The sequence below is a fragment of the Streptomyces sp. NPDC042364 genome, from assembly GCF_056437585.1.
The window spans coordinates 400,134-426,706 of sequence record NZ_JBWKAJ010000006.1 but is presented as its reverse complement, the minus strand read 5'-3'; the positions used below and the strand labels follow the sequence as shown (position 1 = coordinate 426,706).

23 protein-coding genes are annotated in these 26,573 nt (G+C 70.5%); 9 read left to right on the top strand and 14 right to left on the bottom strand.

The features are described from left to right. Positions 1–149: 149 nt before the first annotated feature. A complete protein-coding gene (locus tag AC067N_RS16085) occupies positions 150–389 on the top strand; it encodes a DUF6458 family protein (RefSeq protein ID WP_055511719.1) in 240 nt (79 codons plus the stop codon). Between the two features lie 40 nt (positions 390–429). Here AC067N_RS16085 and AC067N_RS16080 read toward each other — a convergent pair whose 3' ends face one another. Continuing rightward, the gene (locus AC067N_RS16080) at positions 430–2,280 is read right to left on the bottom strand and encodes a thioredoxin-like domain-containing protein (protein WP_478679476.1); all 1,851 of its coding nucleotides are present in this window, start codon (positions 2,278–2,280) and stop codon (positions 430–432) included. A 302-nt stretch (positions 2,281–2,582) separates the two neighbouring features. Between AC067N_RS16080 and AC067N_RS16075 the strand changes: the two genes are divergently transcribed. Then, positions 2,583–3,077: an LURP-one-related/scramblase family protein gene (locus tag AC067N_RS16075; RefSeq protein ID WP_478679475.1), complete on the top strand. Its 495-nt coding sequence runs from the start codon at positions 2,583–2,585 to the stop codon at positions 3,075–3,077. Positions 3,078–3,118: 41 nt separating this feature from the next. On the opposite strand, the gene AC067N_RS16070 is transcribed toward AC067N_RS16075, so the two are convergent. Then, on the bottom strand, positions 3,119–3,913 hold the full coding sequence (locus AC067N_RS16070; protein WP_478679474.1) for a carbon-nitrogen family hydrolase: 795 nt from the start codon (positions 3,911–3,913) through the stop codon (positions 3,119–3,121). A gap of 233 nt (positions 3,914–4,146) precedes the next feature. Between AC067N_RS16070 and AC067N_RS16065 the strand changes: the two genes are divergently transcribed. Continuing rightward, a complete protein-coding gene (locus AC067N_RS16065; RefSeq protein ID WP_478679473.1) occupies positions 4,147–4,971 on the top strand; it encodes a maleylpyruvate isomerase family mycothiol-dependent enzyme in 825 nt (274 codons plus the stop codon). 22 nt (positions 4,972–4,993) lie between these two features. Here the strand turns inward: AC067N_RS16065 and AC067N_RS16060 are convergent, their stop codons facing one another. From AC067N_RS16060 to AC067N_RS16050, 3 genes are all read right to left on the bottom strand, one after another. Beyond that, entirely contained in the window at positions 4,994–5,761 is a 768-nt protein-coding gene (locus AC067N_RS16060) for a TSUP family transporter (protein ID WP_478679472.1), read from the bottom strand. Positions 5,762–5,911: 150 nt separating this feature from the next. After that, positions 5,912–7,225 carry an MFS transporter gene (locus tag AC067N_RS16055; protein WP_478679471.1) on the bottom strand — a complete coding sequence of 438 codons (1,314 nt, stop codon included), beginning with the start codon at positions 7,223–7,225 and terminating at the stop codon, positions 5,912–5,914. After that, the gene (locus AC067N_RS16050; RefSeq protein WP_478679470.1) at positions 7,222–7,908 is read right to left on the bottom strand and encodes a GntR family transcriptional regulator; all 687 of its coding nucleotides are present in this window, start codon (positions 7,906–7,908) and stop codon (positions 7,222–7,224) included. The genes AC067N_RS16055 and AC067N_RS16050 overlap by 4 nt, the downstream gene beginning before the upstream one ends. Before the next feature lie 250 nt (positions 7,909–8,158). Here AC067N_RS16050 and AC067N_RS16045 point away from each other — a divergent pair, with 250 nt between their 5' ends. Further along, positions 8,159–9,058: a D-alanyl-D-alanine carboxypeptidase family protein gene (locus AC067N_RS16045; protein ID WP_478679469.1), complete on the top strand. Its 900-nt coding sequence runs from the start codon at positions 8,159–8,161 to the stop codon at positions 9,056–9,058. A gap of 173 nt (positions 9,059–9,231) precedes the next feature. Then, positions 9,232–10,236 (top strand): BRO-N domain-containing protein, encoded by a 1,005-nt coding sequence (locus AC067N_RS16040; RefSeq protein WP_478679468.1) that lies wholly within the window; start codon positions 9,232–9,234, stop codon positions 10,234–10,236. A 95-nt stretch (positions 10,237–10,331) separates the two neighbouring features. Here the strand turns inward: AC067N_RS16040 and AC067N_RS16035 are convergent, their stop codons facing one another. The 4 genes from AC067N_RS16035 to AC067N_RS16020 form a co-directional block, all read right to left on the bottom strand. Beyond that, positions 10,332–11,783 (bottom strand): dihydrolipoamide acetyltransferase family protein, encoded by a 1,452-nt coding sequence (locus tag AC067N_RS16035; RefSeq protein WP_478679467.1) that lies wholly within the window; start codon positions 11,781–11,783, stop codon positions 10,332–10,334. A gap of 11 nt (positions 11,784–11,794) precedes the next feature. Then, positions 11,795–12,814, bottom strand: a complete 1,020-nt coding sequence (locus AC067N_RS16030; protein ID WP_478679466.1) for an alpha-ketoacid dehydrogenase subunit beta — start codon at positions 12,812–12,814, stop codon at positions 11,795–11,797. Positions 12,815–12,816: 2 nt separating this feature from the next. After that, a complete protein-coding gene (gene pdhA / locus AC067N_RS16025) occupies positions 12,817–14,040 on the bottom strand; it encodes a pyruvate dehydrogenase (acetyl-transferring) E1 component subunit alpha (protein WP_478679465.1) in 1,224 nt (407 codons plus the stop codon). A 439-nt stretch (positions 14,041–14,479) separates the two neighbouring features. Next, complete coding sequence (locus AC067N_RS16020) at positions 14,480–16,051, bottom strand: protein kinase domain-containing protein (RefSeq protein ID WP_478679464.1); 1,572 nt, start codon at positions 16,049–16,051, stop codon at positions 14,480–14,482. Between the two features lie 390 nt (positions 16,052–16,441). Here AC067N_RS16020 and AC067N_RS16015 point away from each other — a divergent pair, with 390 nt between their 5' ends. Beyond that, positions 16,442–18,085 (top strand): protein kinase domain-containing protein, encoded by a 1,644-nt coding sequence (locus AC067N_RS16015; RefSeq protein ID WP_478679463.1) that lies wholly within the window; start codon positions 16,442–16,444, stop codon positions 18,083–18,085. A 103-nt stretch (positions 18,086–18,188) separates the two neighbouring features. On the opposite strand, the gene AC067N_RS16010 is transcribed toward AC067N_RS16015, so the two are convergent. After that, positions 18,189–18,731, bottom strand: coding sequence for a bacterial proteasome activator family protein (locus tag AC067N_RS16010; protein WP_478679462.1), 543 nt, complete (start codon positions 18,729–18,731; stop codon positions 18,189–18,191). Positions 18,732–19,033: 302 nt separating this feature from the next. On the opposite strand from AC067N_RS16010, the gene AC067N_RS16005 reads away from it, so the two are divergent. Continuing rightward, positions 19,034–19,438: a hypothetical protein gene (locus AC067N_RS16005; protein ID WP_478679461.1), complete on the top strand. Its 405-nt coding sequence runs from the start codon at positions 19,034–19,036 to the stop codon at positions 19,436–19,438. A 307-nt stretch (positions 19,439–19,745) separates the two neighbouring features. Here AC067N_RS16005 and AC067N_RS16000 read toward each other — a convergent pair whose 3' ends face one another. After that, positions 19,746–20,726 carry an NAD(P)H-quinone oxidoreductase gene (locus AC067N_RS16000; protein WP_478679460.1) on the bottom strand — a complete coding sequence of 327 codons (981 nt, stop codon included), beginning with the start codon at positions 20,724–20,726 and terminating at the stop codon, positions 19,746–19,748. 311 nt (positions 20,727–21,037) lie between these two features. On the opposite strand from AC067N_RS16000, the gene AC067N_RS15995 reads away from it, so the two are divergent. Continuing rightward, entirely contained in the window at positions 21,038–22,060 is a 1,023-nt protein-coding gene (locus AC067N_RS15995; protein WP_478679459.1) for an ATP-binding cassette domain-containing protein, read from the top strand. Further along, on the top strand, positions 22,057–22,905 hold the full coding sequence (locus tag AC067N_RS15990) for an ABC transporter permease (RefSeq protein ID WP_478679458.1): 849 nt from the start codon (positions 22,057–22,059) through the stop codon (positions 22,903–22,905). Before AC067N_RS15995 ends, AC067N_RS15990 begins: the two co-directional genes overlap by 4 nt. A gap of 61 nt (positions 22,906–22,966) precedes the next feature. On the opposite strand, the gene AC067N_RS15985 is transcribed toward AC067N_RS15990, so the two are convergent. The 3 genes from AC067N_RS15985 to AC067N_RS15975 all read right to left on the bottom strand — a co-directional run bounded on the left by AC067N_RS15985 (position 22,967) and on the right by AC067N_RS15975 (position 26,509). Further along, positions 22,967–24,058 (bottom strand): potassium channel family protein, encoded by a 1,092-nt coding sequence (locus AC067N_RS15985; protein ID WP_478679457.1) that lies wholly within the window; start codon positions 24,056–24,058, stop codon positions 22,967–22,969. 136 nt (positions 24,059–24,194) lie between these two features. Next, complete coding sequence (locus AC067N_RS15980; RefSeq protein WP_478679456.1) at positions 24,195–25,547, bottom strand: molybdopterin molybdotransferase MoeA; 1,353 nt, start codon at positions 25,545–25,547, stop codon at positions 24,195–24,197. Beyond that, positions 25,544–26,509 (bottom strand): NTP transferase domain-containing protein, encoded by a 966-nt coding sequence (locus tag AC067N_RS15975; RefSeq protein WP_478679455.1) that lies wholly within the window; start codon positions 26,507–26,509, stop codon positions 25,544–25,546. The genes AC067N_RS15980 and AC067N_RS15975 overlap by 4 nt, the downstream gene beginning before the upstream one ends. Between the last annotated feature and the right edge of the window lie 64 nt (positions 26,510–26,573).

The following is a 26,573-nucleotide window of genomic DNA, read 5'->3' as shown; positions in this document are numbered from 1 at the left end:
CCACACCCGCCCGATCCGTCGCCCCCCTCCTCAGGTGCCGCCCCACCAGAACCAGTTACTGGTGCGCATGTTCGGGTACCCGGAGTCCACCGGTAGGACCGAACGACCGGAACGACCGGCCGACCCAACCGGACTGGGAGGGAACACTCATGGGTTTGGGCGGGTGCATCATTCTGATCGCCGTGGGCGCCATCCTCACGTTCGCCACCGACTGGGACATGCAAGGGGTCAACCTCGATCTGGTCGGCATCATCTTCATGATCGTCGGACTGATCGGCGTCGCGACGTTCAGCAGCATCGCCAGGCGCAGGCGGGTCGTGGTGCCGTCCACGACACCCGTGATCGACGAGGAACGGCACCACCACCGGGACGGCTACGGCGGCGTGTGACCGCCCCGGCGGGCGACAAGGACGACGAGGACGAACGGTCTCAGCCGAGGCCGGCCGGGTTCTCGTCCATGCCCGCGAGCACCAGCGGCAGCCGGTCCGCGCCATCGGACGAGACCCGGACCGGCACACCCCAGTCCTGCTGGTGGACGTGGCAGGCCGGGTACTCGTTGGCCGGGTCGTCGTCGCAGGACGCCGCCATCGCCGAGACGTGCAGGACGCCCTCGGCTATGGAGGGGTTCAGTTCCAGCGTGCGTGACAGGGCCGTGTCCGCGCCCTCGCCCCGCAGCAGCAGCTCGGGCGGGGTGGACGAGACGAGCAGACGGGTCGACGGGCCGTACCGTTCGTCGAGCTTCTGTCCGGCCGGCGCCTGGAAGACGATGTCCAGCCGGAGGCTGCCGGGGGCGACCTCGGTGGCCGCGCGCTGCGTGCGGTGGGCTACGGCCTCGACCTTCACCGTCTCCTCAGGCAGCCGCAGCCGGGTCAGCCGGTGGCGGGCGGACTCGACGACCACGATGTCGTCCCCGACGAGCACCGCGTCGCTCGGCTCCCGCAGGTCCGTCGCGAGGGTCGTCACCTCGCCCGTGGCCGGGTCGTAGCGGCGCAGCGCGTGATTGTAGGTGTCGCTGACCGCCACCGAGCCGTCCGGCAGGGCCGTGACCCCCAGCGGATGCTGGAGCAGCGCCTGGCCGGCGGCGCCGTCCCGGTGCCCGAAGTCGAACAGGCCGGTACCGACCGCCGTGTGGACCACCCCGTCGAGGTCGACCCAGCGCAGCGCCGACGTCTCGGAGTCGGCGAGCCACAGCCGGTCCGCGGTGGCCGCGAGCCCGGACGGCTGCGCGAACCACGCCTCGGCACCCGGCCCGTCCACGAGCCCCTCGTTCGTCGTGCCCGCCGCCACGGCGACGGTGCAGTCCTCCGGGTCGTACGTCCACAGCTGATGGACACCGGCCATCGCGATCCACACCTTGCCTCCGAAGAGGGCCACGTCCCACGGTGAGGACAGGTCGACCTCCCAGGCCAGGCCTGAGGTCGGCGAACCCTGCCACCACTGGCGGCCGGTGCCCGCGAGGGTGGAGACCTCGCCGGTGGCCGGGTCGAGGCGGCGCAGCGCGTGGTTCACGGTGTCGGCGACCACCACCGCACCGCCCTCCAGCAGCGCCAGCCCCTGCGGCTCGCTGAAACGGGCGTGCTCGGCGCTGCCGTCCACGAAGCCCCGCTCACCGGCGCCGTACCGGCGGACGACCGTCTCGCCGTCCGGGGCGAGCCGTACCAGCTGGTGACGGGTGGTGTCGCTGACGAGGAGGTCCCCGTCGGGCAGGAGCAGCGCCTTCCCGGGGAAGCGCAGCACGGTCGGCTCGGGGTCCGGCGCCACATACGGACCGTCGCCGCGCCGCAGGGTGCCCTTCGCCCCGTGCTCGGCCTCCAGCTCGGAGACGAGCCGCTCGATGGCGTGCGCATGGCCCTCGCCCGCGTGCTGGGCGACCACGTACCCCTCGGGGTCGATCACCACCAGGGTCGGCCAGGCCCGTACCGCGTACTGCTTCCAGGTGGCGAGCTCCGGATCGTCGAGGACCGGGTGCTCGACGCCGTACCTCTCGACGGCGTCGACCACCGCCGCGTGCTCCGCCTCGTGCGCGAACTTCGGCGAGTGCACCCCGATGACCACCACGGTGTCCCGGTGCTTCTCCTCCAGCTCCCGCAGCTCGTCCAGGACGTGCAGACAGTTGATGCAGCAGAACGTCCAAAAATCCAGCAGCACTATCCTTCCTCGCAGGTCAGCGAGGGTGTAATGCTTCCCGCCCGTGTTCAGCCAGCCGCCCTTGCCGGTCAGCTCGGGGGCGCGGACACGGACACGGCGGGGTGCCGGGTGCTGGGTCGTGGAATCGCTCATGGATCAAGGGTGCCACTTGCCCGCGGTCCGCCGCGGAGCCTGTGGACAACTCTCACCGGACCCCTGTGGACAACCTGCGGACCGGTATGTGGGTGATCTTCAGCGCCCGCCCCCCGTACGGCGACTCCGCGCGCCGGCCCAGGGCGATTTCCCGGGCCTTCCCGCGCCGTCGTCGGGGCGACCATGCGCGCCGGCCGTCGCCCGAGACGCGACCGCTGCCGACGCTCGCCGCGTCGCCGGCTCTGCGTCCTTTCGGCCTACCGGCGACGTTTCGCGGCGGGCCCCGGGGAACGCCTGAGGGCATGAGATTCCTCGTACGCGACCGGATCCTCGGCATCGGTGACGACTACTGGATCGAGGACGAGCACGGCGCAAAGGTCTTCCTCGTCGACGGCAAGGCCCTGCGGCTGCGGGACACCTTCGAGCTGAAGGACACGGCGGGGCGGGTCCTGATCGTGATCCGGAAGAAGATGTTCGCGCTGCGCGACACCATGGAGATCGAGCGGGAGGGCGAGACCCTGGCGACGGTCCGCCGCAAGCGCCTGTCCCTGCTCCGCAACCACTATCGGGTGTCGCTGGCGGACGGCACGGAACTCGACGTCAGCGGCAAGATCCTCGACCGGGAGTTCCTCATCGAGTACGGGGGCGAGGCACTCGCCGTCGTCTCCCGCAGATGGCTGCACATCCGGGAGACGTACGGCCTGGACGTCGTGCGCGACGACGCGGACCCGGCGCTGCTGATCGCCGTGACGGTGTGCGTGATCAACCTGGCGGAGCGGGAGAGAGGGATCGGCTGAGGGAACGACGAGGGCTGGGCCGCGGCCGACCCGGCCGGTGGTCAGCGGCGCGGGGTCTCCAGGCCCAGGAGCCGGTCCTTCAGGGCCGGGAACTGCTCGCGGACCGTCGCCACCTTCGCCGGGTCGAACTCCACGGTGAGGACCTCCTCTGCGGCGCCCGCCTCGGCCAGCACCTCGCCCCACGGATCGACCACGATCGAGTGACCTGCCTGCGGAACTCCCGCGTGCGTGCCCGCCGTTCCACAGGCAAGGACGTACGCCTGGTTCTCGACGGCCCTGGCCCGGGCGAGCAGGGTCCAGTGGGCGCGGCGGCGTTCGGGCCAGCCGGCGGGGACGACGAAGGTCTCGGCGCCGGCGTCGACGAGGCCGCGGAAGAGTTCGGGGAAGCGGAGGTCGTAGCAGGTGGCCATGGCGAGAGTGGTTTCGGGCAGCCGCACCGTCACCAGTTCCGTGCCCGCGCCCATCAGGACGGCCTCGCCCTTGTCGAAGCCGAAGCGGTGGATCTTGCGGTAGGCGGCGGTGAGTTCGCCGGAGGGGGAGAAGAGGAGAGATGTGTTGTAGAGGGGGCCTTCAGGGTCCCGCTCGGGGATCGAACCGGCGTGCAGCCAGACGCCCGCGTCGCTCGCCGCCTTGGCCATCGCCTCGCAGGTCGGCCCGTCGAGCGGCTCGGCCTCCGCGGTGAAGGATTCGAACGAGAATGCGCCGGTGGTCCACAGCTCCGGCAGGACGACGAGATCGGCACCGGCCTGCTCACGGACCAGCGAAGCCACCCGCCGCCTGCGCGAATCGACCGATTCGCCCTCGTCTACACCGATCTGAAGGAGCGAGGCGCGCACACTACCACCGTCCTGGCATTCGAGCCGTCAAACACGGGCCTACGATCGTCACACGAAAGCACTGCCGGGGTGCCGCACAGCAGCGTAACTTAACGTTCCACAGCACCCACTGACCGCCGCCGACGCCCACTCACCGCCGTCAACGCCGACGCCCCCACTGAAGACCACCCGCCACGTAGCCGACACGCACCGCCCGTACTGACACGTACCGACCGCCCGAGGGGTCCCGTTCCGTGAGTCTGCATCCCACTCTCCAGCCCTACGCCGACGCCTGGACCCACGCAGTGGACGCGATAGCCGAGTTGGTGGCACCGCTCGTCGAGGGCGAGTGGAACAGGCGGACGCCGTGCCCCGGCTGGTCGGTGCGCGACGTGGTCTCCCATGTCATCGGCATGGACTGCGAGATGCTCGGCGACCCGCGCCCGATCCACACCCTCCCGCGCGACCTGTACCACGTGCGCACCGAGCACCAGCGGTACATGGAGATGCAGGTCGACGCCCGCCGCCACCACACGGCGCCGGAGATGACGTCCGAGCTGGAGTACACGATCATCCGCCGCAACCGCCAGCTGCGGAACGAGTCGCGGCAGCCGGACCACAAGATCCGCGGCCCGCTCGGCACGGAACTGACCCTGGAACAGGCCATGCGCAACCGGGCTTTCGACGTGTGGGTCCACGAGCAGGACCTGCGGGCGGCGCTCGGCCAGCCGGGCAACCTGGACTCGCCGGGGGCGTACATCGTCCGTGACGAGCTGCTCTCCGTGCTGCCGAAGGTCGTCGCGGAGGACGCGCAGGCCCCGCGCAGCTCGGCCGTCGTCCTCGACGTGCACGGCCCGGTGGAGTTCATCCGCACGGTCCGCGTCGACATCCAGGGCCGCGGCACCCTGGAGACCGCCCCCGCGCTCGGCCCCGCGGCCACCCTCACCCTGGACTGGGAGACCTACGTCCGCCTCGCCTGCGGCCGCGTCACCGCCGACACCGTGGCCGACCGCATCAAGGCGGAGGGCGACCCCCATCTCATCGCGGCCATCCTCCACGCCTTCGCGGTGACGGTGTAGCGGCCGCTCCGCCGGATTCCGGTCAGGCGAACTGGTCGTAGGCCATCTTCGTCACCATGCCCGTCACCACGACCACCAGGACGACACGTACAAAGCCGGAGCCCCGCTTGAGCGCGGTCCGCGAGCCGAGCATGGCCCCGGCGATGTTTCCCACGGCCATGCCGAGGCCGAGGGTCCACAGCACGTTGCCCTGCCAGGCGAAGACCGCCAGGGCTCCGAGATTGGACGAGGCGTTGACGACCTTCGCCATGGCCGCGCTCTCCAGGAATCGCGTGGCCAGGAGCGTGGTGAAGGAAATGATGAGGAAGGTGCCGACGCCGGGGCCGAAGACCCCGTCGTAGAAGCCGATACCGGCACCGGCCAGGAGGACGGCGGCGGTACGCCGCCGCCGGGTCACGACCGTCTCTGCCCGCCGTACGCCGAACGACGGCCTGCAGGCGACGAAGAGGGCCACGGCGACGAGCAGCGCCATGATGACGGGGCGGAAGGAGCCGGTGGGCACGCTCGCGGCGGACATGGCGCCCAGCGCGCCGAAGGGAGCCGCGAGCGCCGCGGCCGGTATGAGGATCGAGCGATCCAGCCGGGTGCGGCGCTGAAACATGTACGCGGCGGTCGCGGTGCCCATGACAGCGGCGATCTTGTTGGTGCCGAGCGCCGTCGCGGGCGGGTACTGGGGAAAGGTCAGCAGCAGTACGGGGATCAGCAGGACTCCGCCCCCACCGACCACCGCGTCCACCCACCCGGCGGCCACCGCGGCCAGCAGCAGTCCCAGCACGTCGAGGACGTCCATGCGCTTCCCCCCCCTCCATGGGCCCAGAGAGCTCGATCAAGCTACGGGGGAGGATCACCGATGAGTAAGGGGTAAAAGAGCCAGCGCACCTGACATATTAAGACAGGGGTGCAACGCCATGGAGACCCTTACATCGGGGCATGGTGTCCCTTACGCGGGTACGTGCACCGTCTCCACGCGGCTGGCGACCAGGCGTTCACGTTCGCGGCGGGCCGCACGGGCGCGCAGGCGGAGGATCTGGGACAGGCCCAGGGCCTGGAGGACGAAGACGGCGGAGAAGGCGATGCGGTAGTTGTCGTCGGTGAGGTCGAGCAGGACGCCGACGGCCAGCAAGGTGGTCATGGAGGCGACGAAACCGCCCATGTTGGTGATTCCGGACGCGGTTCCCTGACGTTCCGGCGGGTTCGCGGGGCGGGCGAAGTCGAAGCCGAGCATCGACGCCGGGCCACACGCGCCGAGGACCGCGCACAGGACGATCAGCAGCCACATCGGCGCGTGCTCGCCGGGGTGGATCAGCGTGGCCGCCCAGACCGCCGCCGTCGCGAGCACCGTGCCGAGCGCCAGCGGCAGCCGCGCCGCGTGGTGCCGGGCGACGATCTGGCCGTACACCAGCCCGACCACCATGTTGGACAGGACGACGAGGGTGAGCAGGTCACCGGCGGTGGCCCGGCTCAGCCCCTGCGCCTCCACCAGGAACGGCAGGCCCCACAGCAGCAGGAACACCATCGCCGGGAACTGCGTGGTGAAGTGCACCCACAGCCCGAGCCGGGTGCCCGGCTCCCGCCAGGACGCCGCTATCTGACGCCGCACGTACGCCGCCCCCCGGTGCGGGAACGGCTCAGGCTCGTGCCCGTCCGGGTGGTCCTTCAGGAACAGCACCGTGAGGACCAGGACGACGAGCCCGGCGACCGAGCTGCCCGCGAACGCGGCCGTCCAGCCCACGCCGTGCAGCAGCCGGGCGAGCACCAGCGTCGACACCAGATTGCCCGCCATGCCGACGAGCCCCGCGAACTGCGCGATCAGCGGCCCGCGCCGGGCCGGGAACCAGCGGGTGCCGAGCCGCAGCACACTGATGAACGTCATCGCGTCACCGCAGCCCAGCAGCGCCCGCGAGGCGAGCGCCATGCCGTACGACGGGGCCAGCGCGAAGCCGATCTGGCCGGCCGTGAACAGCACGACCCCGAGGGTCAGCACCTTCTTGGTGCCGAGCCGGTCCACCAGCAGACCCACCGGTATCTGCATGCCCGCGTACACCAGCAGTTGCAGGATCGAGAACGTCGAAAGCGCGGAGGCGCTCACATGGAAGCGGTCGGCGGCGTCGAGACCCGCCACCCCCAGCGACGTACGGAAGATGACGGCGACGAAGTAGACCGAGACGCCGACGCCCCAGACGGCGAGGGCGCGGCGGCCACCGGGCGGGTCTCCGGGCAGAGCGGCGCAGGGCGACGGAGCGGGGCGGCTCAACGGACCTCCCCCCGGGCCAGGTTGGAGAACCAGCTCACATGCCGGTGGACGAGGCCCACGGCGGCCTCCGCGTCACCCTCGCGCAACGCCCGGAGAATCTCCTCGTGCTCGGTGAGCGTCTTGGTGATGCGGTCCGGGTGGGCGTGCATCACGGCGACACCCATGCGCAGTTGCCGGTCGCGGAGCTGGTCGTACAGGCGGGAGAGAATCTCGTTGCCGCCACTGCGGACGATCTCGGCGTGGAAACACCGGTCGGTCACCGCCGCGCCGGCCAGATCCCCGGCGGCCGCCTGCGCCTTCTGCTGTTCGAGCAGTTCCTCCAGTCGCGCGATGAGCCGCGGCGAGGCTGGGACGGTCTTGCGGACCGCGTGCTCCTCGACGAGCTGCCGGGTCTCCACGACGTCGGCGATCTCCTGGGCGGAGACGGGCAGAACCAGCGCACCCTTCTTGGGATAGAGCCTGATCAGCCCTTCGGCCTCCAGTCGCAGCAACGCCTCCCGCACCGGCGTCCGGGACACGCCGACCGCCTCGGCCAGCTCACCCTCGGTGAGCAGCGTGCCGCCCTCGTAGCGACGTTCCAGGACGCCCTGCTTGACGTGCGCGTACACCCGGTCGGCGGCCGGGGGCTGCCTGACGGCCGGGGCGGCGGGCGGACGGGGCTTCGAGGGTGCAGCGGAGGCCATGCCCACACCATAGATACAACACGTACGCATGGCTCGCCCCGTCCACGATCCGGGACGAACCCCCTCCGAAACCCCGCCTCCAACCGTCAGGGGCTGTGACATGGACTTGAATTGACCCTCCCGCCACCCGCGGCACAACCTTTTGTGCTACTCACTTGTCACACGAGAAGCGGCCCTGCTGTGCCTGCCGACCCGGCTTCCAACCGGCCGCACTCCTCAGACATTTGACGCAATCGGGGTACTTGACTTGATGACCGCCATAAAGGGTGCACGTGTCCGCAGAGCCGCTGCCGTAGTCATCACCACCGGCGCGCTGGTCGTGACCGGAGCCGTCGGCTCCGCACCCGCGCAGGCCGCTCCCGCGAAGCCGACGATCACCGCCAAGGGCGGGTTCGTGATGAACAGCGCCACCGGCAAGACCCTGTTCTCGAAGTCGCCGGACACGACGAGGCTCACCGCCTCCACGACGAAGATCATGACCGCCAAGGTCGTGCTGTCGCAGTCGAATCTGAACCTGAACTCCACGGTGAAGATCCAGAAGGCATACAGCGACTACATCGTCCAGAACAACTGGGCTTCCAACGCGGGCCTGATCGTGGGCGACAAGGTGACCGTGCGCCAGTTGCTGTACGGGCTGATGCTGCCGTCCGGCTGCGACGCCGCCTACGCCCTGGCCGACAAGTTCGGCACCGGCTCCACCCGCGCGGCACGCGTGAAGTCGTTCATCTCCAAGATGAACAAGATGGCCTCGAGCCTTGGCATGAAGAACACGCACTTCGATTCGTTCGACGGCATCAGCAAGGGCTCGAACCGCTCGACGCCGCGCGACCTCACGATTCTCGCCCGCAGCGCGATGAAGAGCCCCACCTTCAAGACGGTGGTGAAGACCACCAAGTACACGGCGAAGACCATCACGAAGACCGGTGCCACCCGCACCATGAAGCCGTGGGAGAACACCAACAAGCTCCTCGGCTGGAACGGCACCATCGGCGTGAAGACCGGCTCCGGCACCGAGGCCAAGTACTGCCTCGTCTTCGCCGCGACCCGCAACGGCAAGACCATCGTCGGCACCGTCCTCACCTCCTCCTCCCCGGAGAACCGCACGGCGGACGTGAAGAAGCTGATGAACTACGGTTTCGCCACCCTGTGAGGCCAAGCCTCCACAGAGGCACGGAAGGGGGCCACCGCCCAACAGCGGTGGCCCCCTTCGCCGTGTCGGCGGCAAGCCGTTTCCGCGATCTTCCCTCGCGATAGTGAACATCAACCATTCAGCTGGCATATTCGATTTCCTCCGCCCTACGTTCCGCAGCGGAGGTGGTTCACATGATCGAACCCAGCAAGCACCAGCCCGACCCGCGGACGTGGCACGACGCCATCGACGCCGGCGACTTCGTGTACGCGGCCACCGGAGCCCGCGTCCGCCGGCTGACCATGCCGGACGGGACGCACTGGTTTCCGGCGGTGGACGTCTGCAAGCAACTCGGCTACACCACACCTCGAAAGGCTCTTCTCGACCACGTCCCGGAAGAGCACCGAGAGATTCTCGAGACAGTGACTGGGGGTCACGGTCTCGGCGTTCCCGCAGGTAGAGAGTGGCGCCGAGACATGAACCTCATCGATCTCCAAGGTCTCATCCTGCTCGTCGGCGCCTGCACCAAGCCCGAGTGCGCGCCCTTCAAGCAGTGGGTCGCCGAAGTGATCGAGACCATTCAGCGCGAGGGCTCCTACGCCCTTGAGGAGGCCGAGGTCCAGCCCGCCGGCCCGGGTGCTCCCATCGCCTACGCCATGCCCGAGCAGATCGCCGACGCCATCGTCCGGCTGGAGGAGCGCAACCTTCAGGCCGACGAGCAACTGGCGGTCGCCCAGCAGAAATCACTCGCGCTGCAACAGCAAATGGTCGACACACAGCAGACGATGCTGGAGACGCAGCAGCAGATGCTCGAGATGCAGCGCGCCGGCCTCGTCGCCCAGCAGGCCATGGCCCAGGCCATGGAGCGCATCGCCAACCGGCTCGACGCCCTCTCCGTCGAGCACCCGGCCCCATCCGCCACCGCCTTCGAGGCACACCCCACCACCGAGTCCGTGCTGGCCGACTGGCGGGAGCGGCTGTCGGTGACGGCGGACGTCTGGACGGTGGCCGTGGTGATCGCCCCGGTGCTCGTCGAGGAGGGTGAACTGCGTCAACCGTTGGAGGCGATCGCCGCCCGTACGGGGCTGTCCGTGCAACGCGTCAACGACTGCCTGCGGCTGCTGCGCAAGCACGCCTGCATCCGCCCCCAGGGCGCGACGGAGGACGGCGCGCCGGTGTACGTGCTCAACCAGCGCTGACGGGCGCTTGAACAGGGCCAACGACGAAGGGGCCGGTCGCAAGACGAAGTTGCGACCGGCCCCTTCACCGTGAGCCTATCCGGCCCAAGGCGGTGTCACGCCCAGGTGATCAGCCTCTTCGGCTGCTCCAGGATGGCCGCGACGTCCGCGAGGACCTTGGACCCCAGCTCCCCGTCCACCAGCCGGTGGTCGAAGCTGAGCGCCAGGGTCGTCACCTGACGCGGCCTGACCTTGCCCTTGTGGACCCACGGCTGCGGCTTGATGGCGCCGACGGCGAGGATCGCCGACTCACCGGGGTTCAGGATGGGCGTGCCGGTGTCGATGCCGAAGACGCCGACATTGGTGATGGTGACCGTGCCGCCCTGCATGGCGGCGGGGGAGGTTCGGCCCTCCTTCGCCGTCGAGACCAGCTCGCCCAGGGACTCGGCGAGCTGCGGCAGCGTCTTCGCGTGCGCGTCCTTGATGTTCGGCACGATCAGACCGCGCGGGGTGGCGGCGGCGATGCCCAGGTTCACGTAGTGCTTGACGACGATCTCCTGGGCCGCCTCGTCCCACGAGGCGTTGATGTCCGGGTTGCGCTTGATCGCGACCAGCAGGGCCTTGGCGATCAGCAGGAGCGGGTTCACCCGCAGGCCCTGCATGTCCTTGTCCTGCTTGAGCTCCTCGACCAGCTTCACCGTGCGCGTCACGTCGACCGTGACGAACTCCGTGACGTGCGGCGCGGTGAACGCCGAGCCCACCATCGCCGCGGCCGTCGCCTTGCGGACGCCCTTGACGGGGACACGGGTCTCGCGGGCGCCGTCGTACGACACCGCCGGCGCCGCAGCGGCGGCGGGGGCCGCGGGCGCGGCGGGGGCCTCCACGACGGGCTCGGGCGCCTTCGGCGGGGCCGCCGCCGCGTGGACGTCCTCGCGGGTGATGATGCCGTCCGGGCCGGACGGGGTGATCGTCGTGAGGTCGACGCCGAGATCCTTGGCCAGCTTGCGCACCGGCGGCTTCGCCAGCGGGCGCGGCACGGTGCCGCCGTGCGGGCCATGGCCGTTCAGCTCGCCCTGGACGCTCTGGAGGGCGGTGGCGCCGTACAGGGTGTCCTCGACGGGCGGCACGGCGGCCGGGACGCCCTTGCGGGGGCGTCGCTTCGTGGACGACTCGGCGACGCCGTAGCCGACGAGGACCGGCTTGCGGCCCTCCGGCTTGGCCGGGGCGGGCGCGGGCCGCGGCTCGGCCACCGGCTCGGCGGCGGGCTTCGCGGGCGCGGCCTCCTCGGCCGGTGCCGGGGCGGCACCGCCCGCCACGTCCACCGCGATGATGGACGTGCCGACGTCGACGGTGGTGCCCTCGGGGAAGTGCAGGGCGCGTACGACGCCGTCGTACGGGATGGGCAGTTCGACGGCGGCCTTGGCCGTCTCGACCTCGCAGACGATCTGGCCGTCGGTGACCGTGTCACCGGGCTGGACGTACCACTTGAGGATCTCGGCCTCGGTGAGTCCCTCGCCCACGTCGGGCATCTTGAACTCGCGCAGAGACGTGTCTGTCATCGTCGTCACGGACCTCTCCCTCAGTACGCCAGCGAGCGGTCGACGGCGTCGAGCACCCGGTCCAGACCCGGCAGGTACTCCTCCTCGAGACGCGCCGGCGGATACGGGGCGTGGTAGCCACCCACCCGGAGGACGGGGGCCTCCAGGTGGTAGAAGCACCGCTCGGTGATACGGGCGGCGATCTCGGCGCCCGAGCCGAAGAAGACCGGGGCCTCATGGACCACGACCAGCCGGCGGGTCCGCTCCACGGACGCCTGGATCGAGTCGAAGTCCAGGGGGGACACCGACCGCAGGTCCAGGACCTCCAGGGACTTGCCCTCCTCGGCGGCCGCGTCGGCGGCCTCCTGGCAGAGCTTCACCATGGGGCCGTAGGCGGCGAGGGTGAGGTCCGTCCCCTCACGGACCACGCGGGCCTTGTGCAGGGGGCCGGGGATGGCGTCCGGATTGACCTCGGCCTTGTCCCAGTAGCGGCGCTTGGGCTCGAAGAAGATCACCGGGTCGTCGCTCTGGATGGCCTGCTGCATCATCCAGTAGGCGTCCGACGCGTTCGACGGCGAGACCACCTTCAGGCCCGCCACGTGCGCGAACAGCGCCTCCGGGGACTCCGAGTGGTGCTCGACGGCGCCGATGCCGCCGCCGTACGGGATGCGCACGACGACCGGCAGTTTGACCTTGCCCAGCGAGCGGGCGTGCATCTTGGCGAGCTGGGTGACGATCTGGTCGTACGCGGGGAAGACGAAGCCGTCGAACTGGATTTCGACCACCGGGCGGTAGCCCCGCAGGGCGAGGCCGATGGCCGTGCCGACGATGCCCGACTCGGCGAGCGGGGTGTCGATGACCCGGTCCTCGCCGAAGTCCTTCTGGAGGCCGTCCGTCACCCGGAACACTCCGCCGAGCTTGCCGACGTCCTCGCCCATGACGAGGACCTTCGGGTCGGCTTCGAGGGCCTTGCGCAGCGATTCGTTGATCGCCTTGGCGATAGCCATGTTCTTCGGCGCCGGGGCCGACGTCGAAGCCGTGGTCGCGGTCTGCGTGGTCATCGCTACTTGCCCTCCTCTACGTCCACGTCGGCGAACGACGCCTGGTACGCGGCGAACTGCGCGCGCTCCTCGTCCACCAGAGCGTGCCCGTCCGCGTACACGTTCTCGAAGATGGCGAAGTGGTCCGGGTCGGGCATGGCACGCACCACTTCGCGCACTCGCCTTCCCAACGCCTCGCTCTCCGCTTCGAGTTCCGCGAAGAATCCCTCGTTCGTGTCCGTTTCGGACTCGAGGTAACTGCGCAGGCGCGCGATCGGGTCCTTCGCCTCCCAGGCCACCCGCTCGTCGTCGTGGCGGTAGCGGGTCGGGTCGTCGGAGGTGGTGTGGGCGCCCATGCGGTAGGTGTACGCCTCGACCAGGGTGGGGCCCTCGCCCCGGCGGGCGCGCTCCAGCGCCCACTTGGTGACCGCGAGACAGGCCAGGACGTCGTTGCCGTCGACGCGGACGCCGGGGAAGCCGAAGCCCTGGGCGCGCTGGTACAGCGGGACGCGGGTCTGCTTCTCGGTGGGCTCGGAGATCGCCCACTGGTTGTTCTGGCAGAAGAACACGACGGGGGCGTTGTAGACCGCGGAGAAGGTGAACGCCTCGGCGACGTCGCCCTGGCTGGAGGCGCCGTCACCGAAGTAGGCGATGACCGCCGAGTCGGCGCCGTCCTTGGCGATGCCCATGGCGTAGCCCGTGGCGTGCAGCGTCTGGGAGCCGATGACGATCGTGTAGAGGTGGAAGTTGTTGCCGTTCGGGTCCCAGCCGCCGTTGTTCACGCCGCGGAACATGCCGAGCAGGTTGGTCGGATCGACGCCGCGGCACCAGGCGACGCCGTGCTCGCGGTAGGTCGGGAAGACGTAGTCGTCCTCGCGGGTGGCGCGGCCGGAGCCGATCTGGGCGGCCTCCTGGCCGAGCAGCGACGCCCACAGGCCCAGCTCACCCTGGCGCTGCAGGGAGGTGGCCTCGGCGTCGAAGCGACGGGTCAGCACCATGTCGCGGTACAGGCCGCGCAGCTCGTCGTCGGTGATGTCGGCGACGAACGGGTCGTACTCGGCGTTCTTGACGCGCTTGCCCTCGGGCGTCAGCAGCTGGACGAGCTCGGGCTCGGCGCCGCCGGTCGTCTTCTTCGCAGTGGCCCGCCTGGTGCCGGTGGTGCCGGCCGCCCTGCTGCCGGTGCTGCCGGTCTTGCCTGCGGCGCTGCGTCGCGTCGTCTTGCGCGCGGCAGTGCTCTCCACGGTCACGTGTGCTCCTCCGTCGGTCCGGCCCCCGGGATTGCCGGAAGACCAGTGCGGCTCGCCTGATCCCGGAATCCGTGCACGGGGTGGGTGCCCTTGACCGGGAACAGACGTGACAGGTGCCCCGGCGAGCGCCCTGCACGAGGCACGTTACCCACTGCGCCACATTCCTGTGAAACCCCTACTGACCTGCGTTTTTCCTTGGATTTCCAAGTATTTCGGTACCAGGGGATCCGAGGAGGTCGTGTCGGTGGGGAACAGTCGCTGGTCACAGCACTGGTTACAGCCTGGCAGGGGGCCGGGACACCGGCACGTTATCCCGGCCACCCCGGCCACGGGAAGACTCTTCTTCGAGGGCCGTTAGGGGTGGGTCGTTCGTCCCCGTATGAAAAGCGGTGCGAAACCCCCTACGAAAAGAGGCCCCCGTACAGGGGGCCTCGATCCGTCACTCCTCGTCGCCGCCGGTGACGCCGCTCGTCAGACCGCCGGCGTCGGCGCCGCCCGTCTCCTCGTCGGGCGGCGAGCTCACCGTGGGCTCGGGCTCCTCCGGGGACGTCGGCTCCTCCACCGGGGGCTCCTCGCTCGTCGGCTGCTCGGCCGGCTCGCTCTGCGTGGGCTTCTCGCTGAAGCTCGGCGTCTGCGGGACCTGGGGCGTGTAGTTCTGGTTGTTCCCCGAGTCGGTGCTGCCGCCCGAGTCGTCCTGGCTCTCCTCGGTGCTCGGCGTCTCGTCGTCCTTCTTGTCCTTGCCGGACGAGGACGCCGTGGGCGACTTGGTGACCTCGGGGCCGTTTCCGGTCTGCTTGTCGCCGTTCAGCGCCAGGGCGACGCCCGCAGCGATGGCGATCACCGCGAGGACCGCGAGGATCCACAGCTTGCCGCGGCCGCTGCCCCGGTTGCCGTTGCCCTCGAAGCCGCCGTCGTCGCGGCCGCCTCCGCCGTAGCCGGGCAGGATCGGCTGCGGGATCTGCGAGGTGCCCATCTCGCCGGGGTGGGGCATGGCGGTCGTACCGGCCATGCCGCCCGGCGGGGTGTGGCGGCCCTCGTGCATGGTCACGGGCCCGGTGTTCCAGGTGCCGGTGTGGCTGCCCTGGTCGTACAGCATCTGCAGGCCGTACTGGACGAGGCCGCGCATCTCCTCGGCCGTCTGGAAACGGTCGTCGGGCTCCTTGGCGAGGGAGCGCATGACGAGCCCGTCGAGCTCCGGCGGCGCCGCCTCGGCGACCTCCGAGGGCGGGACCGGGATGTCCTGGACGTGCTGGTAGACCACGGACAGCGGGGTCTCGCCGACGAACGGCGGCCGCAGCGCCAGCAGTTCGTAGAGCAGGCAGCCCGTGGCGTACAGGTCGGAGCGGTGGTCGACGGCCTTGCCGAGGGCCTGCTCCGGCGAGAGGTACTGGGGGGTGCCCATGACCATGCCGGTCTGCGTCATCGTGGTGGACGCGCCGTGCAGGGCGCGCGCGATGCCGAAGTCCATCACCTTCACCGCGCCGTTGTGGGTGATGATGACGTTGGCCGGCTTGATGTCACGGTGCACGATGCCGTGCTGGTGGGAGTAGGCGAGCGCCTCCAGGACACCCGAGACGATGATCAGCGCCTGCTCGGGGCCGGGGGCCTCGGCGTTGAGCAGCAGGTCGCGGATGGTGCGGCCCTCGACCAGCTCCATGACGATGTACGGCACGGGGGTGCCGTTCACGACGTCCTCGCCGGAGTCGTAGACCGCGACGATGGAGTGGTGGTTGAGGCCGGCCACGGACTGGGCCTCGCGCGTGAAGCGGGCCTTGGAGACGGGGTCCTCGGCGAGGTCCGAGCGCAGCAGCTTGACCGCGACCGTCCGGCCGAGGCGTACGTCCTCGGCCGCGAACACCTCGGCCATGCCGCCCCGGCCGAGTCTGTGGGTCAGCCGGTACCGACCGTCGCCGACAAGCCCGCCGTTGCCCCACTGCTCCGGCGCATCTGACATTCCGCCGCCAGTCGCCTCGGGGTCGGACGGGCCCTGAGAGCGCTGCTGCTGTGCCATCAGTCCTCGCCGTCGTTTCTGCCCGCGGTCCGCGCGGTTCTTGTTACGGTCTCCGTCGGCCACGCTACAGCCTTCACGCAAGAGGCCGGTCCGACTTGGACGTCCGACCGGTAACGAGGGGCTCGCGACGGATTCACGGTGGATTCGCAGGTTGACCGGCCATGAAACCCGCCGTGCGCGCACTCGTGCAAGTTCTGTGTACCGGGCGTACGCCCCCTGTAACGCTTCCGCGACGCTTCTTTCGCGTACGGTCACGGAACGGGCACCGCGCTTGACGTGTCGGTGCCCTGGGGCAGACTTGGCCGGGAATAGCACAAAGGATCACCAGGATCACCGATCGCGGACGCCTCGCCGGGGGGCTCCGCGCGCGCCGATGGGGGACGCAGGAAGATGAGCCAGGACGCCGCACAAGGCCGGTACGCGGGGCGTTCGCTCGCCGGCGGCCGCTATCAGCTGCGTGACCTGCTCGGCGAGGGCGGTATGGCATCCGTCCACCTCGCGTACGACTCGGTGCTCGACCGACAGGTCGCTATCAAGACACTCCACACCGAGCTCGGCCGCGAGCAGGCGTTCCGTGAGCGCTTCCGCCGCGAGGCGCAGTCCGTGGCGAAGCTCACCCACACCAACATCGTCTCGGTCTTCGACACCGGCGAGGACGAAGTCGACGGTATGGCGACGCCGTACATCGTCATGGAGTACATCGAGGGCAGGCCGCTCGGCTCGGTCCTCGACGCGGACATCCAGCAGCAGGGCGCGATGCCCGCCGACAAGGCGCTGAAGATCACCGCGGACGTGCTGGCGGCCCTGGAGATCAGCCACGAGATGGGCCTGGTCCACCGGGACATCAAGCCGGGCAACGTCATGATGACCAAGCGCAACGTCGTGAAGGTCATGGACTTCGGTATCGCCCGCGCCATGCAGTCCGGTGTCACCTCGATGACGCAGACCGGCATGGTCGTCGGCACCCCCCAGTACCTCTCGCCCGAGCAGGCCCTCGGCCGCGGTGTCGACGCGCGCTCCGACCTGTACTCGGTCGGCATCATGCTGTTCCAGCTGACGACGGGGCGGCTGCCGTTCGAGGCGGACTCGCCGCTGGCCATCGCCTACGCCCACGTCCAGGAGGAGCCGGTCGCTCCCTCCTCGATCAACCGTTCGCTGCCGCCGGCCGTGGACGCCCTGATCGCCCGCGCGCTGAAGAAGAACCCGAACGAGCGGTTCCCCAGCGCCGAGGCCATGCGCGACGAGTGCCTGCGTGTCGCCGCCTCCCTCCAGCCCGTCGCGCCGAGCATCGTGCCGGGCGCCCAGACGTCGAACGGCGCCGGGGTGTCGTCGGCGGTCTTCCCGCCCATCGACCAGGCGGGTGTGCCGCAGTCGGGCAGCGTCCAGACGCCGTACCAGCCGCCGTCGACGGGCGGGTTCGGCCACCCGACGCCCGCGCCGGCCCCGTCGTACGGTTATCCGCAGCAGGGCGGGTACCAGACGCCGCCGCAGACCGCCGCGTATGCGCCCCAGCAGGGCGCGGCCACCCCGCCTCCGTACAACATCGCACCGCATCAGTCCCCCCTCTCGGCCGGGCGTTCCGGGAGCGGCAAGAGCAACAAGGGGGTCGTCATCGGCGCGATCGTCGTCTCCCTCATCGCGATCGGCGGCCTGATCACGGCCCTCGCGCAGAGCGCCGGCACCGAGGCCGAGGGCGGCGACAACGGCACGAGCGCCTCCTCCTCGCCGAGCGTGGTCGAGGGACACAAGGGACCCGACACGTCGAAGGTCATCGAGACCTCCGAGTGCACGGAGCCGACCGAGTCCTACAACGACCCCGAGAAGGTCGAACTCCCGGACTTCTCGTTCAAGAACATCGACTCGGTGAAGAAGTGCCTCCAGGCGGCGGGCTGGGAGTACGACACCAAGAACGTGGACGAGAACACGTACGGCGAGGGCACCGTCATGGAGCAGTACCCCGCTGCCAGCGAGGACGTCGACCCCAAGCAGATGCCGACGATCATCCTCAAGGTCTCCACGGGCAACCCGGCCTGACAACCGGCCCGCTGACGGGGGAAGGGCCCGGCACCTGGGGCGCCGGGCCCTTCTCATGCTGACGGTGAGGGGTGGCTCAGGGCCTCGTGGCCCGGTCACGGGACTAGAGGTACGGGCCGCCCGAGCGGCCGAGGGTACGGGGGTCGTCCTCGCCCTCCTGGCCGCCGACACCGGGGGGCAGGGCCCGGCGCATCTGCTCCAACTGGGCCCGGGCGGCCATCTGCTGGGCGAACAGCGTCGTCTGGATCCCGTGGAAGAGCCCTTCGAGCCAGCCGACCAACTGGGCCTGCGCGATCCGCAGTTCCGCGTCGCTGGGGATCGCCTCGTCGGTGAAGGGCAGGGAGAGCCGCTCGAGTTCCTCGACCAGCTCGGGCGCCAGCCCGTCCTCCAGTTCCTTGACCGAGCTGGCGTGGATCTCCTTCAGCCGGGCCCGGCTCGCCTCGTCGAGGGGTGCCACCCTCACCTCCTCGAGCAGCTGCTTGATCATGCTGCCGATGCGCATGACCTTCGCGGGCTGTTCCACCATCTCCGTCACCGGAACCTCGCGGGAGTCCTCGTCTCCTCCGCCGCCCACCGCCATTCCGTCCTGGCCCACGACCAGGATCTGGGGCTGTTCGGGCGACCGTTCGTTCCTCGGCATCTCCATGCCGCCATTCTCTCGCACGCCTGCACCTCACCAGCGTGGTGCCCCCGACACAGGGTGATCCACCGTTCACCCATGAGGTCCAGGTGTTCCCCCACCGGTCTTCGACTGCTCTCAGGGGCTTTCGGGTGCCCGCAGGAGGTTCCCGGGAAGTCGGGGGTTCCCGGGAGTTCTCGGGAACCCCCCGGGAACTCTCGTGGGGTCCCAGGGGGTTCCCGCCGGTTGTCGACGGGCGGGGCCGGGATGCCGGGGTGCGGGCGGCGTGTGAGGCTGAGGTCGTGATCTCTCGGCTCTGTTCGTCACGTGTGACGGGACTGGTCCTCGTCACGGGACTCCTCATGGTCCCGGTGGCGGGAACGGTGCCGTCCGTCCACGCGGCCGTCGAGCCCGGCCCCACCACCTCCCGAGCCGGCAGCCGGGCGGGAGAGGGGCGGGAGCGTCCCGGGCGGCCGGACGCGGAGCTCATGGACCCGGAGGAGCTGTACGGGGCGTCCGAGGAGCCGGCCGCCGAACCGGACGGCTCGGAGGACACCATGGCCCCCGAGCCGCCGCAGAACGCCCGCCCGCCCGCCGCGTCACCCGTCGGCCGGCCGGGAGCCGGAGCCGCCGAGGGCCCCGTGGTGGAGCTCCTCGCCCTGGGCGGCGGCCTCATGCTGATGGGCCTGGGCCTGGGCCTGGCCTTCGTGGGCTTGCGGATCCGGCGGGGCTGAGGAAGGTCGGTGCCGGACGGGCGCAGACCGACGGGCCGAGGGCTGACCCGGCCGAGGACTCGTGGCCGAGAGCCGAGCCGGACGGGAGCCGCACAGGGCGGGCCTGAGTGGGCCGGGGCCTCGGCGGCCGCCGCCGTACGGCTCTTCCACGGCAGCCGCTGTACAGCTCCTCGTACGGCGTTCGAGTGACTTGTACGGCCACTCGTACGGCCCCCGGCACGCAAGGGAGGCGGAGCCCGGCACACAAGGGGGGCGGGGCCGCCCTCGGCCACCGGCCAGGCCACGGCGTGCGCGGCCCTCGTGGCGCCTATGGCACCACCAGTACCACCTTGCCCACGTGGCCACTGTCCTCAAGGACCCGGTGGGCCGTGGCCGCGTCGTTCATCGGGATCTGCCGGTCGACGACGGGGCGTACCAGGCCACCCGCGACCAGCGGCCACACATGCTCGCGTACGGCGGCGACGATGGCCGTCTTCTCCTCCAGGGGCCGGGCGCGCAGCGAGGTCGCGCTGATGGCGGCCCGCTTGGCGAGGAGTGCCCCGATGTTCAGCTCGGCCTTGACGCCGCCCTGCATGCCGATGACGGCGAGGCGTCCGTTGACGGCGAGGACGCGGACGTTGCGGTCCAGGTACTTCGCCCCCATGTTGTCGAGGATGACATCGGCCCCTTTGCCGTCCGTGGCCTTGCGGACCTCCTCGACGAAGTCCTGCTCGCGGTAGTTGACCAGGATGTCCGCGCCGAGAGCGGCGCACCGCCGGAGCTTCTCCTCGGTACCCGCGGTGACGGCGACCTTCGCACCGACCGCCTTCGCCAGCTGGATGGCCATCGTGCCGATGCCGCTGGAGCCGCCGTGGACGAGGAGTGTCTCGCCGGGCCGGAGGTGGGCGATCATGAAGACGTTCGACCAGACCGTGCAGACGACCTCGGGGAGCGCCGCCGCCTGGTGGAGGTCGAGGCCGGAGGGAACGGGCAGCAGCTGGCCGGCCGGGACGGCGACCTTCTCCGCGTAGCCGCCGCCCGAGAGCAGCGCGCACACCTGGTCGCCGACGCTCCACCCGGACACGCCGGACCCGATCGCCGCGACACGTCCGGAGCACTCCAGCCCGGGGTAGGGGGAGGCACCCGGCGGTGGGTCGTAGAAACCCTGCCGCTGAAGCAGATCGGCACGGTTCACCGCGCTCGCCGCCACCTCGATGAGCACTTCGCCCTCGCCGGGCACCGGGTCGGGGACCTCGTCCCACACCAGGGCCTCGGGTCCACCGGGTTCGGGAATCGTGATCGCATGCATGAGGGGACGCTACTCCTCGTCCCCGCGCCTCTCCCAGGGCGTCCCCGGTCCCGGCCCGGCCCCCTCGGCCACCCCGTCACACACGCCCGGTCACGCCGTCTGCGGCTCCCGGGTCGCCGTCGCCGGCCGCCGGCACCCACGCCCTTGGCCCGGGGCCGCTGCGTTCGTTGTCATTAATCGGGGTGCGTTCGATCTCCGAGGGAGGGACCGTGGAGGAATCACGCCCGCACGACCGATGAGTTTCGCGGGACCCGGCGGTCTCTCTTTGCGTAGCCCCGGACACGGGCCCCGCACGCGGAAGGATCTCAGACATGAGCGCACAGACATCCGGCCTCGCCATCGAGACCGCGGGTCTGGTGAAGACGTTCGGCGAGACCCGGGCCGTCGACGGCGTCGACCTGGCCGTGCCGGCCGGCACGGTCTACGGCGTCCTCGGCCCGAACGGCGCCGGCAAGACCACCACGGTGAAGATGCTCGCCACGCTGCTGCGGCCCGACGGCGGCGAGGCGCATGTCTTCGGCCATGACGTCGTCCGCGAGGCCGACGAGGTACGCGGCAGGGTGAGCCTGACGGGGCAGTACGCGTCCGTGGACGAGGACCTGACCGGCACCGAGAACCTGGTGCTGCTGGGCCGTCTCCTCGGCCACGACAAGCGGGCGGCTCGGGTCCGTTCCGAGCAGCTGCTGGAGGCCTTCGGGCTGAGCGAGGCCGCCGGGAAGCAGGTCAAGCACTACTCGGGCGGCATGCGGCGCCGGATCGACATCGCCGCGTCCATCCTGAACACCCCGGACCTGCTGTTCCTCGACGAGCCGACGACCGGTCTCGACCCGCGCAGCCGCAACCAGGTGTGGGACATCGTGCGGGCGGTGGTCGCCCAGGGCACGACGGTGCTGCTGACCACCCAGTATCTGGACGAGGCGGACCAGCTGGCGTCCCGGATCGCCGTCATCGACCGCGGCAAGGTGATCGCGGAAGGCACCAAGGGCGAGCTGAAGGCGTCCGTGGGGGCCGGTTCCGTCCATCTGCGGCTGCGTGACGCCGCCCAGCGTCCGCAGGCCGAGGAGGTGCTCCGACTCGCACTCGACGCCGAAGTGCAGCGGGAGCCGGACCCGGTGGCCCTGACGGCACGCGTGGGCGCCGGGTCCGCCAACGGCCAGGGCGCCGCCGAGTCCGCGGCCCGCGCCCTCGCCGAGCTGGCCCGCGGCGGCGTCATCGTCGACAACTTCTCGCTGGGGCAGCCCAGCCTGGACGAGGTGTTCCTCGCCCTCACCGGACACGACACCAAGGCCCACGACTCCCAGAACGTCGACAAGAAGGACGAGGCGGCGGCATGAGCACCGCGACCAGCACCGACAGCAAGGAACTCGCCCCCGTCAGCACCGAGTCGCTCGCCGCGCTGCTCATCGCCAAGGACCGGCCGCCGAGGCCCAGCGCCCTGTCGGCGTCGCTGACGTTCGGCTGGCGGGCCGTCCTCAAGATCAAGCACGTTCCTGAACAGCTCTTCGACGTCACCGCCTTCCCGATCATGATGGTGCTGATGTACACGTACCTCTTCGGCGGTGCCCTGGCCGGCTCCCCGAAGGAGTACATCCAGTTCCTGCTGCCGGGGATTCTGGTGATGTCGGTCGTGATGATCACGATGTACACCGGTGTCTCGGTCAACACGGACATCGAGAAGGGTGTCTTCGACCGGTTCCGCTCGCTGCCGATCTGGCGGCCGTCGACGATGGTCGGCTATCTCCTGGGCGACGCCCTGCTGTACGCCATCGCGTCCGTGGTGATGCTCACCGTCGGTCTGATCCTCGGCTACCGCCCGGACGGCGGAGTGGTGGGTGTGGTCGCCGGGGTCGCGCTGCTCATCGTCTTCTCCTTCGCGTTCTCGTGGATCTGGACGATGTTCGGGCTGATGCTGCGCACCGAGAAGTCGGTGATGGGGGTCAGCATGATGGTGATCTTCCCGCTGACCTTCCTGTCCAACGTCTTCGTCGACCCGCGCACCATGCCGGGGTGGCTCCAGGCGTTCGTCAACAACAGCCCGATCACCCATCTGGCCTCGGCCGTGCGCGAGCTGATGGCGGGCGAGTGGCCCACGGCGGAGATCGCCTGGTCGCTCGGCTGGTCCGCCCTGTTCGTGCTCGTCTTCGGGCCGATCACGATGCGCCTGTACAACCGCAAGTAGCGGTCGCTGCGTAAGGGCGCCCCCGTGGGAGTACGTCCCCGGGGGCGCCCTCTTGCTGCGGCTACGGGAGGTGCTTCGTCTCGGGAGTGATCCTTGTGCTGGGTGTGGCACGGGCGATGGTGATGAGCCGGTCCGTCAGCTGGAGTTGGCCGATGGACGGGTCGTCGTAGCCGAGCACCCGGTGGCCGCGCAGCACGCTGACGACCAGGTCCTCGGTCTCCCGTACGCTGCGCCCCACCTCGGCCTTTATGACGGGCCGTTCGACGATGTCGAGACCGCTGCCCTGCTGGATCAGATCCTCCATGACCATGCCGGCGGCGGGGCTGAGCACCGAGAGACCGAGCAGCCGGCCGGCGGCGCTGGCACTGGTGATGACGACATCGGCCCCGGACTGCTTCAGCAGCGGCGCGTTCTCCTCTTCCCGTACGGCGGCCACGATCTTCGCCCCGCGGTTCATCTGGCGCGCGGTCAGCGTCACCAGCACGGCCGTGTCGTCCCGTGCGGTGGAGATGATGATCTGCCGCGCCTTCTGCGCCTCGGCCCGGAGCAGCACATCGCTTCTGGTCGCGTCACCCACGATTCCCGCGTATCCGTCGGCCGTTGCCGCCTCGATCACCTTGGAGCTGGGGTCGACGACGATGACCTGCTCCTTCTTCAGCCCCGTCGCACAGACGGTCTGAATCGCGGACCGCCCCTTCGTCCCGAAGCCGACGACAACGGTGTGCTCCCTCAAGGCCGCCCTCCAGCGGTTCAGTCGCCATTCCTCGCGCGTGCGCTCCGTGAGGACCTCCAGCGTGGTGCCGACCAGGATGATCAGAAACAGCACCCGCAGCGGTGTGATCACGAAGATGTTGGTGAGCCGGGCGGCGTCACTGACCGGCGTGATGTCGCCGTATCCGGTGGTCGAGAGGGTGACGGTGGCGTAGTAGAACGAATCCAGCAGGTCGACGCTGCCATCGGAGTTGTCGTTGTAGCCCTCATGGTCGGCGTAGACGATGAACGCCGTCGCGACCAGCACGAGCAACGCCATCGCCAGTCGTCTGGCGACCTGTCGGATCGGGCGTTCGATCTCCCTCTTCGGCAGTTTCACCGGATGGGTCACGTGACGCTCGTCCGCGGCGCGGGCGATCACGTCATAACCCGGCAGTTTCACGTGAAACACTCCCCGTTTCCCCGTACATCCCCTGGCCGTTCTACGCCTTCGTGTGGCCGTTGTTCCACGCCTTCGTGTGCCCGTTGTTTCACGTGAAACCCTCTCGCCCGCAAGGCCGGTTGGGCATATGGATGTTTCACGTGAAACACACCTGGATCCCCGCGGTCGTCCAGGGCAGATCGAGCAGTTCCAGCTCCTGACCGGGGCGGGCACCACCGGGCGGCACAACGGCGAGGGCATCGGCGGTGGCGATGCCGCGAAGCATGGCGGGACCGTTGTAGTGCAGGGGTACGGCGTCGTCACCGCGCAGGGCCACAGGGATGAGCCGGGTGTCGTACGGGTGCCCCTGCACCGCCTCCTTCAGCGGCATCCCGTACGGCTCGGGCGCGGCCCGTCCGGCCAGGGTCCGCAGGAGGGGCTCGGCGAGGGTGAACAGCCCCGAGACGGCGGCCAGGGGGTTGCCCGGCAGACCGACGAGATGCTGGTTCTCCTTGGTGCGGGCCAGCAGCATGGGGTGGCCCGGGCGCACCTTGACGCCATCGACGAGGAGTTCGGCGCCGATGCGACGCAGCGTGGGGTGGACATGGTCGACGGGTCCGGCGGCGGTGCCGCCCGTGGTGACGATCAGGTCGGCGGAGGAGGACCGCACGGCCTCGTAGAGGGCGTCGGCGGCATCGCCGAGTCGGCGTACGGCGGTGACCTCGGCGCCGAGGGCCCGGAGCCAGTACGGCAGCATCGGGCCGAGGGCGTCGCGGATCAGGCCGTCGCGCGGGAGCCCCTCGGTGAGCAGTTCGTCGCCCAGGACGAGCAGTTCGACGCGGGGGCGCGGCAGCACGGTCAGGGTGTCGTACCCGGCGGCCGCGGCGAGTCCCAGTGCGGCGGGGGTGAGCAGGGTGCCGAGCGGCAGCAGTTGGTCACCGCTGCGGCACTCCTGGCCTCGGGGACGGATGTCCTGACCGTGGACCATGTCCTTGGTGGCGTGCAACCGGCCCTTCTCGTCGGTGCGGCCGTGTTCGCTGCGCAGGACGGCGGTGGTGTCGAGCGGAATGCGTGCTCCGGTGGCGATCCGGACCGCCTCACCGTCGGTGAGCCGCTCCGGCTCGGCGTGCCCGGCCAGCACGCCGTTCTCCCGTACCTTCCACGGACCGGGCCCCGCGACCGCCCAGCCGTCCATCGCGGAGGTGTCGAAGGAAGGCAGGTCGGTGAGAGCGGTGAGCGGAGCGGCGAGCACCAGACCGAGGGCGTCCTCGACGGTGACGGAGAGCGGGGACCTGCGTCCGGCCGAGCGGGCGGCACGCTCGGCGACCGCGCGGGCCTCGGGCCAGGAGGTGGCCCGGTGGTGAGCGTGCCCCTCGGTCCGGTGAGCGCCGGGTCGGCCGTCGGGCGGAGTCTCGTCGGCGGAGCGGGGCCCTCGGACGGGTCTGTCGTTGGCCACGGCCAGCGCCTCCTCCACGTCCACGTCGAGTTCCTCGGCGTCCTGGGCGGTCATCCGGCGTCCGGGGCGGAGTCGGGGGCGCCGGACGTCGCGTCGGGGCCGTCGGCGGTGTTCTCGTCGGCCCAGCCGAGAGCCAGGGCCGTGGCCTTGCGGGCGGCCTCGGCGACCGCTTCCGGGCCTCCCCCGGCCTTCGCGGCGGCGTAGCCGACGAGGAAGGTGGTCAGCGGCGCCGCGGGCCTGGCCACGTTGTGGGCGGCGTCGCGGGCGAGGTCGAGCAGTTCTCGGGTGTCGACGTCGAGGTCGATGCCCAGCTCGTCCTTGACTGCGGAAATCCATTCATCCAACACGTGGCCATGCTCCCTGATCCGTGCGCGGGCGGCGGCGATGTCGTCCCAGGTGTCGCAGTCGAACGACGCGACCGGGTCGGTGATACGAGTGAGGCGGAGCGCTGCGACCAGCCGCCGCAGGGGCAGCCCGGCCGTCCCACCGTGCTCGACGCCGAGCCGCGCCAGCTCACGGCGCAGCACGTCGGCCCGGTACGCGGCCACCAGGGGCTGGTCTCGGCCGTCAGGATCCGTGACGACGACGCCGTCGGCGAAGGCGGCGGGGGAGTCCTCGGGCCCGTCGGCGCTGCCCCGGAGGGTGTCGAGGAGCCGCCGTACCGTCTCCTCGGCGAGGAAGGGCAGGTCGGCGGAGAGCACGACGACGTACGGGGCGGTGGTGTGCCGGAGCCCGGCGTCCAGCGCGGCGAGCGGGCCACCGCCGGCGGGCTCCTCACGGGCCCACAGCACGGGCCGGACGGTGGGGCGGGGGTCGGCGACGACGACGGTCGTCCGGGCCCCGGCGCAGGCGGCCAGCACCCGGTCGAGCAGGGCACGCCCGCCCACGCGCACTCCGGGCTTGTCAGCGCCGCCGAGCCGCCGGGCGGCACCGCCGGCGAGCACGACGGCGTCGTACGCCTCGGCGTCGTACGCCTCGGTACCGGGGGGCCCGCCCGGCGGCTCGTACGCGGTCATCCCCCGAGTATGCGTGTCCCGGCGATCACAGGGAACGCGGGGATGCCTCACGAGCACGGGGGAT

Coding starts and splice junctions, on each gene's coding strand:
- AC067N_RS16000 (WP_478679460.1), bottom strand. CDS start 20,726: ATGCATGCGATCACGATTCCCGAACCCGGTGGACCCGAGGCCCTGGTG.
- AC067N_RS16060 (WP_478679472.1), bottom strand. CDS start 5,761: ATGGACGTCCTCGACGTGCTGGGACTGCTGCTGGCCGCGGTGGCCGCC.
- AC067N_RS16085 (WP_055511719.1), top strand. CDS start 150: ATGGGTTTGGGCGGGTGCATCATTCTGATCGCCGTGGGCGCCATCCTC.
- AC067N_RS16010 (WP_478679462.1), bottom strand. CDS start 18,731: ATGGAGATGCCGAGGAACGAACGGTCGCCCGAACAGCCCCAGATCCTG.
- AC067N_RS16040 (WP_478679468.1), top strand. CDS start 9,232: ATGATCGAACCCAGCAAGCACCAGCCCGACCCGCGGACGTGGCACGAC.
- AC067N_RS16075 (WP_478679475.1), top strand. CDS start 2,583: ATGAGATTCCTCGTACGCGACCGGATCCTCGGCATCGGTGACGACTAC.
- AC067N_RS15975 (WP_478679455.1), bottom strand. CDS start 26,509: ATGACCGCGTACGAGCCGCCGGGCGGGCCCCCCGGTACCGAGGCGTAC.
- AC067N_RS16050 (WP_478679470.1), bottom strand. CDS start 7,908: ATGGCCTCCGCTGCACCCTCGAAGCCCCGTCCGCCCGCCGCCCCGGCC.
- AC067N_RS16015 (WP_478679463.1), top strand. CDS start 16,442: ATGAGCCAGGACGCCGCACAAGGCCGGTACGCGGGGCGTTCGCTCGCC.
- AC067N_RS16030 (WP_478679466.1), bottom strand. CDS start 12,814: ATGACCACGCAGACCGCGACCACGGCTTCGACGTCGGCCCCGGCGCCG.
- AC067N_RS15980 (WP_478679456.1), bottom strand. CDS start 25,547: ATGACCGCCCAGGACGCCGAGGAACTCGACGTGGACGTGGAGGAGGCG.
- AC067N_RS15995 (WP_478679459.1), top strand. CDS start 21,038: ATGAGCGCACAGACATCCGGCCTCGCCATCGAGACCGCGGGTCTGGTG.
- AC067N_RS16020 (WP_478679464.1), bottom strand. CDS start 16,051: ATGGCACAGCAGCAGCGCTCTCAGGGCCCGTCCGACCCCGAGGCGACT.
- AC067N_RS16080 (WP_478679476.1), bottom strand. CDS start 2,280: ATGAGCGATTCCACGACCCAGCACCCGGCACCCCGCCGTGTCCGTGTC.
- AC067N_RS15990 (WP_478679458.1), top strand. CDS start 22,057: ATGAGCACCGCGACCAGCACCGACAGCAAGGAACTCGCCCCCGTCAGC.
- AC067N_RS16045 (WP_478679469.1), top strand. CDS start 8,159: ATGACCGCCATAAAGGGTGCACGTGTCCGCAGAGCCGCTGCCGTAGTC.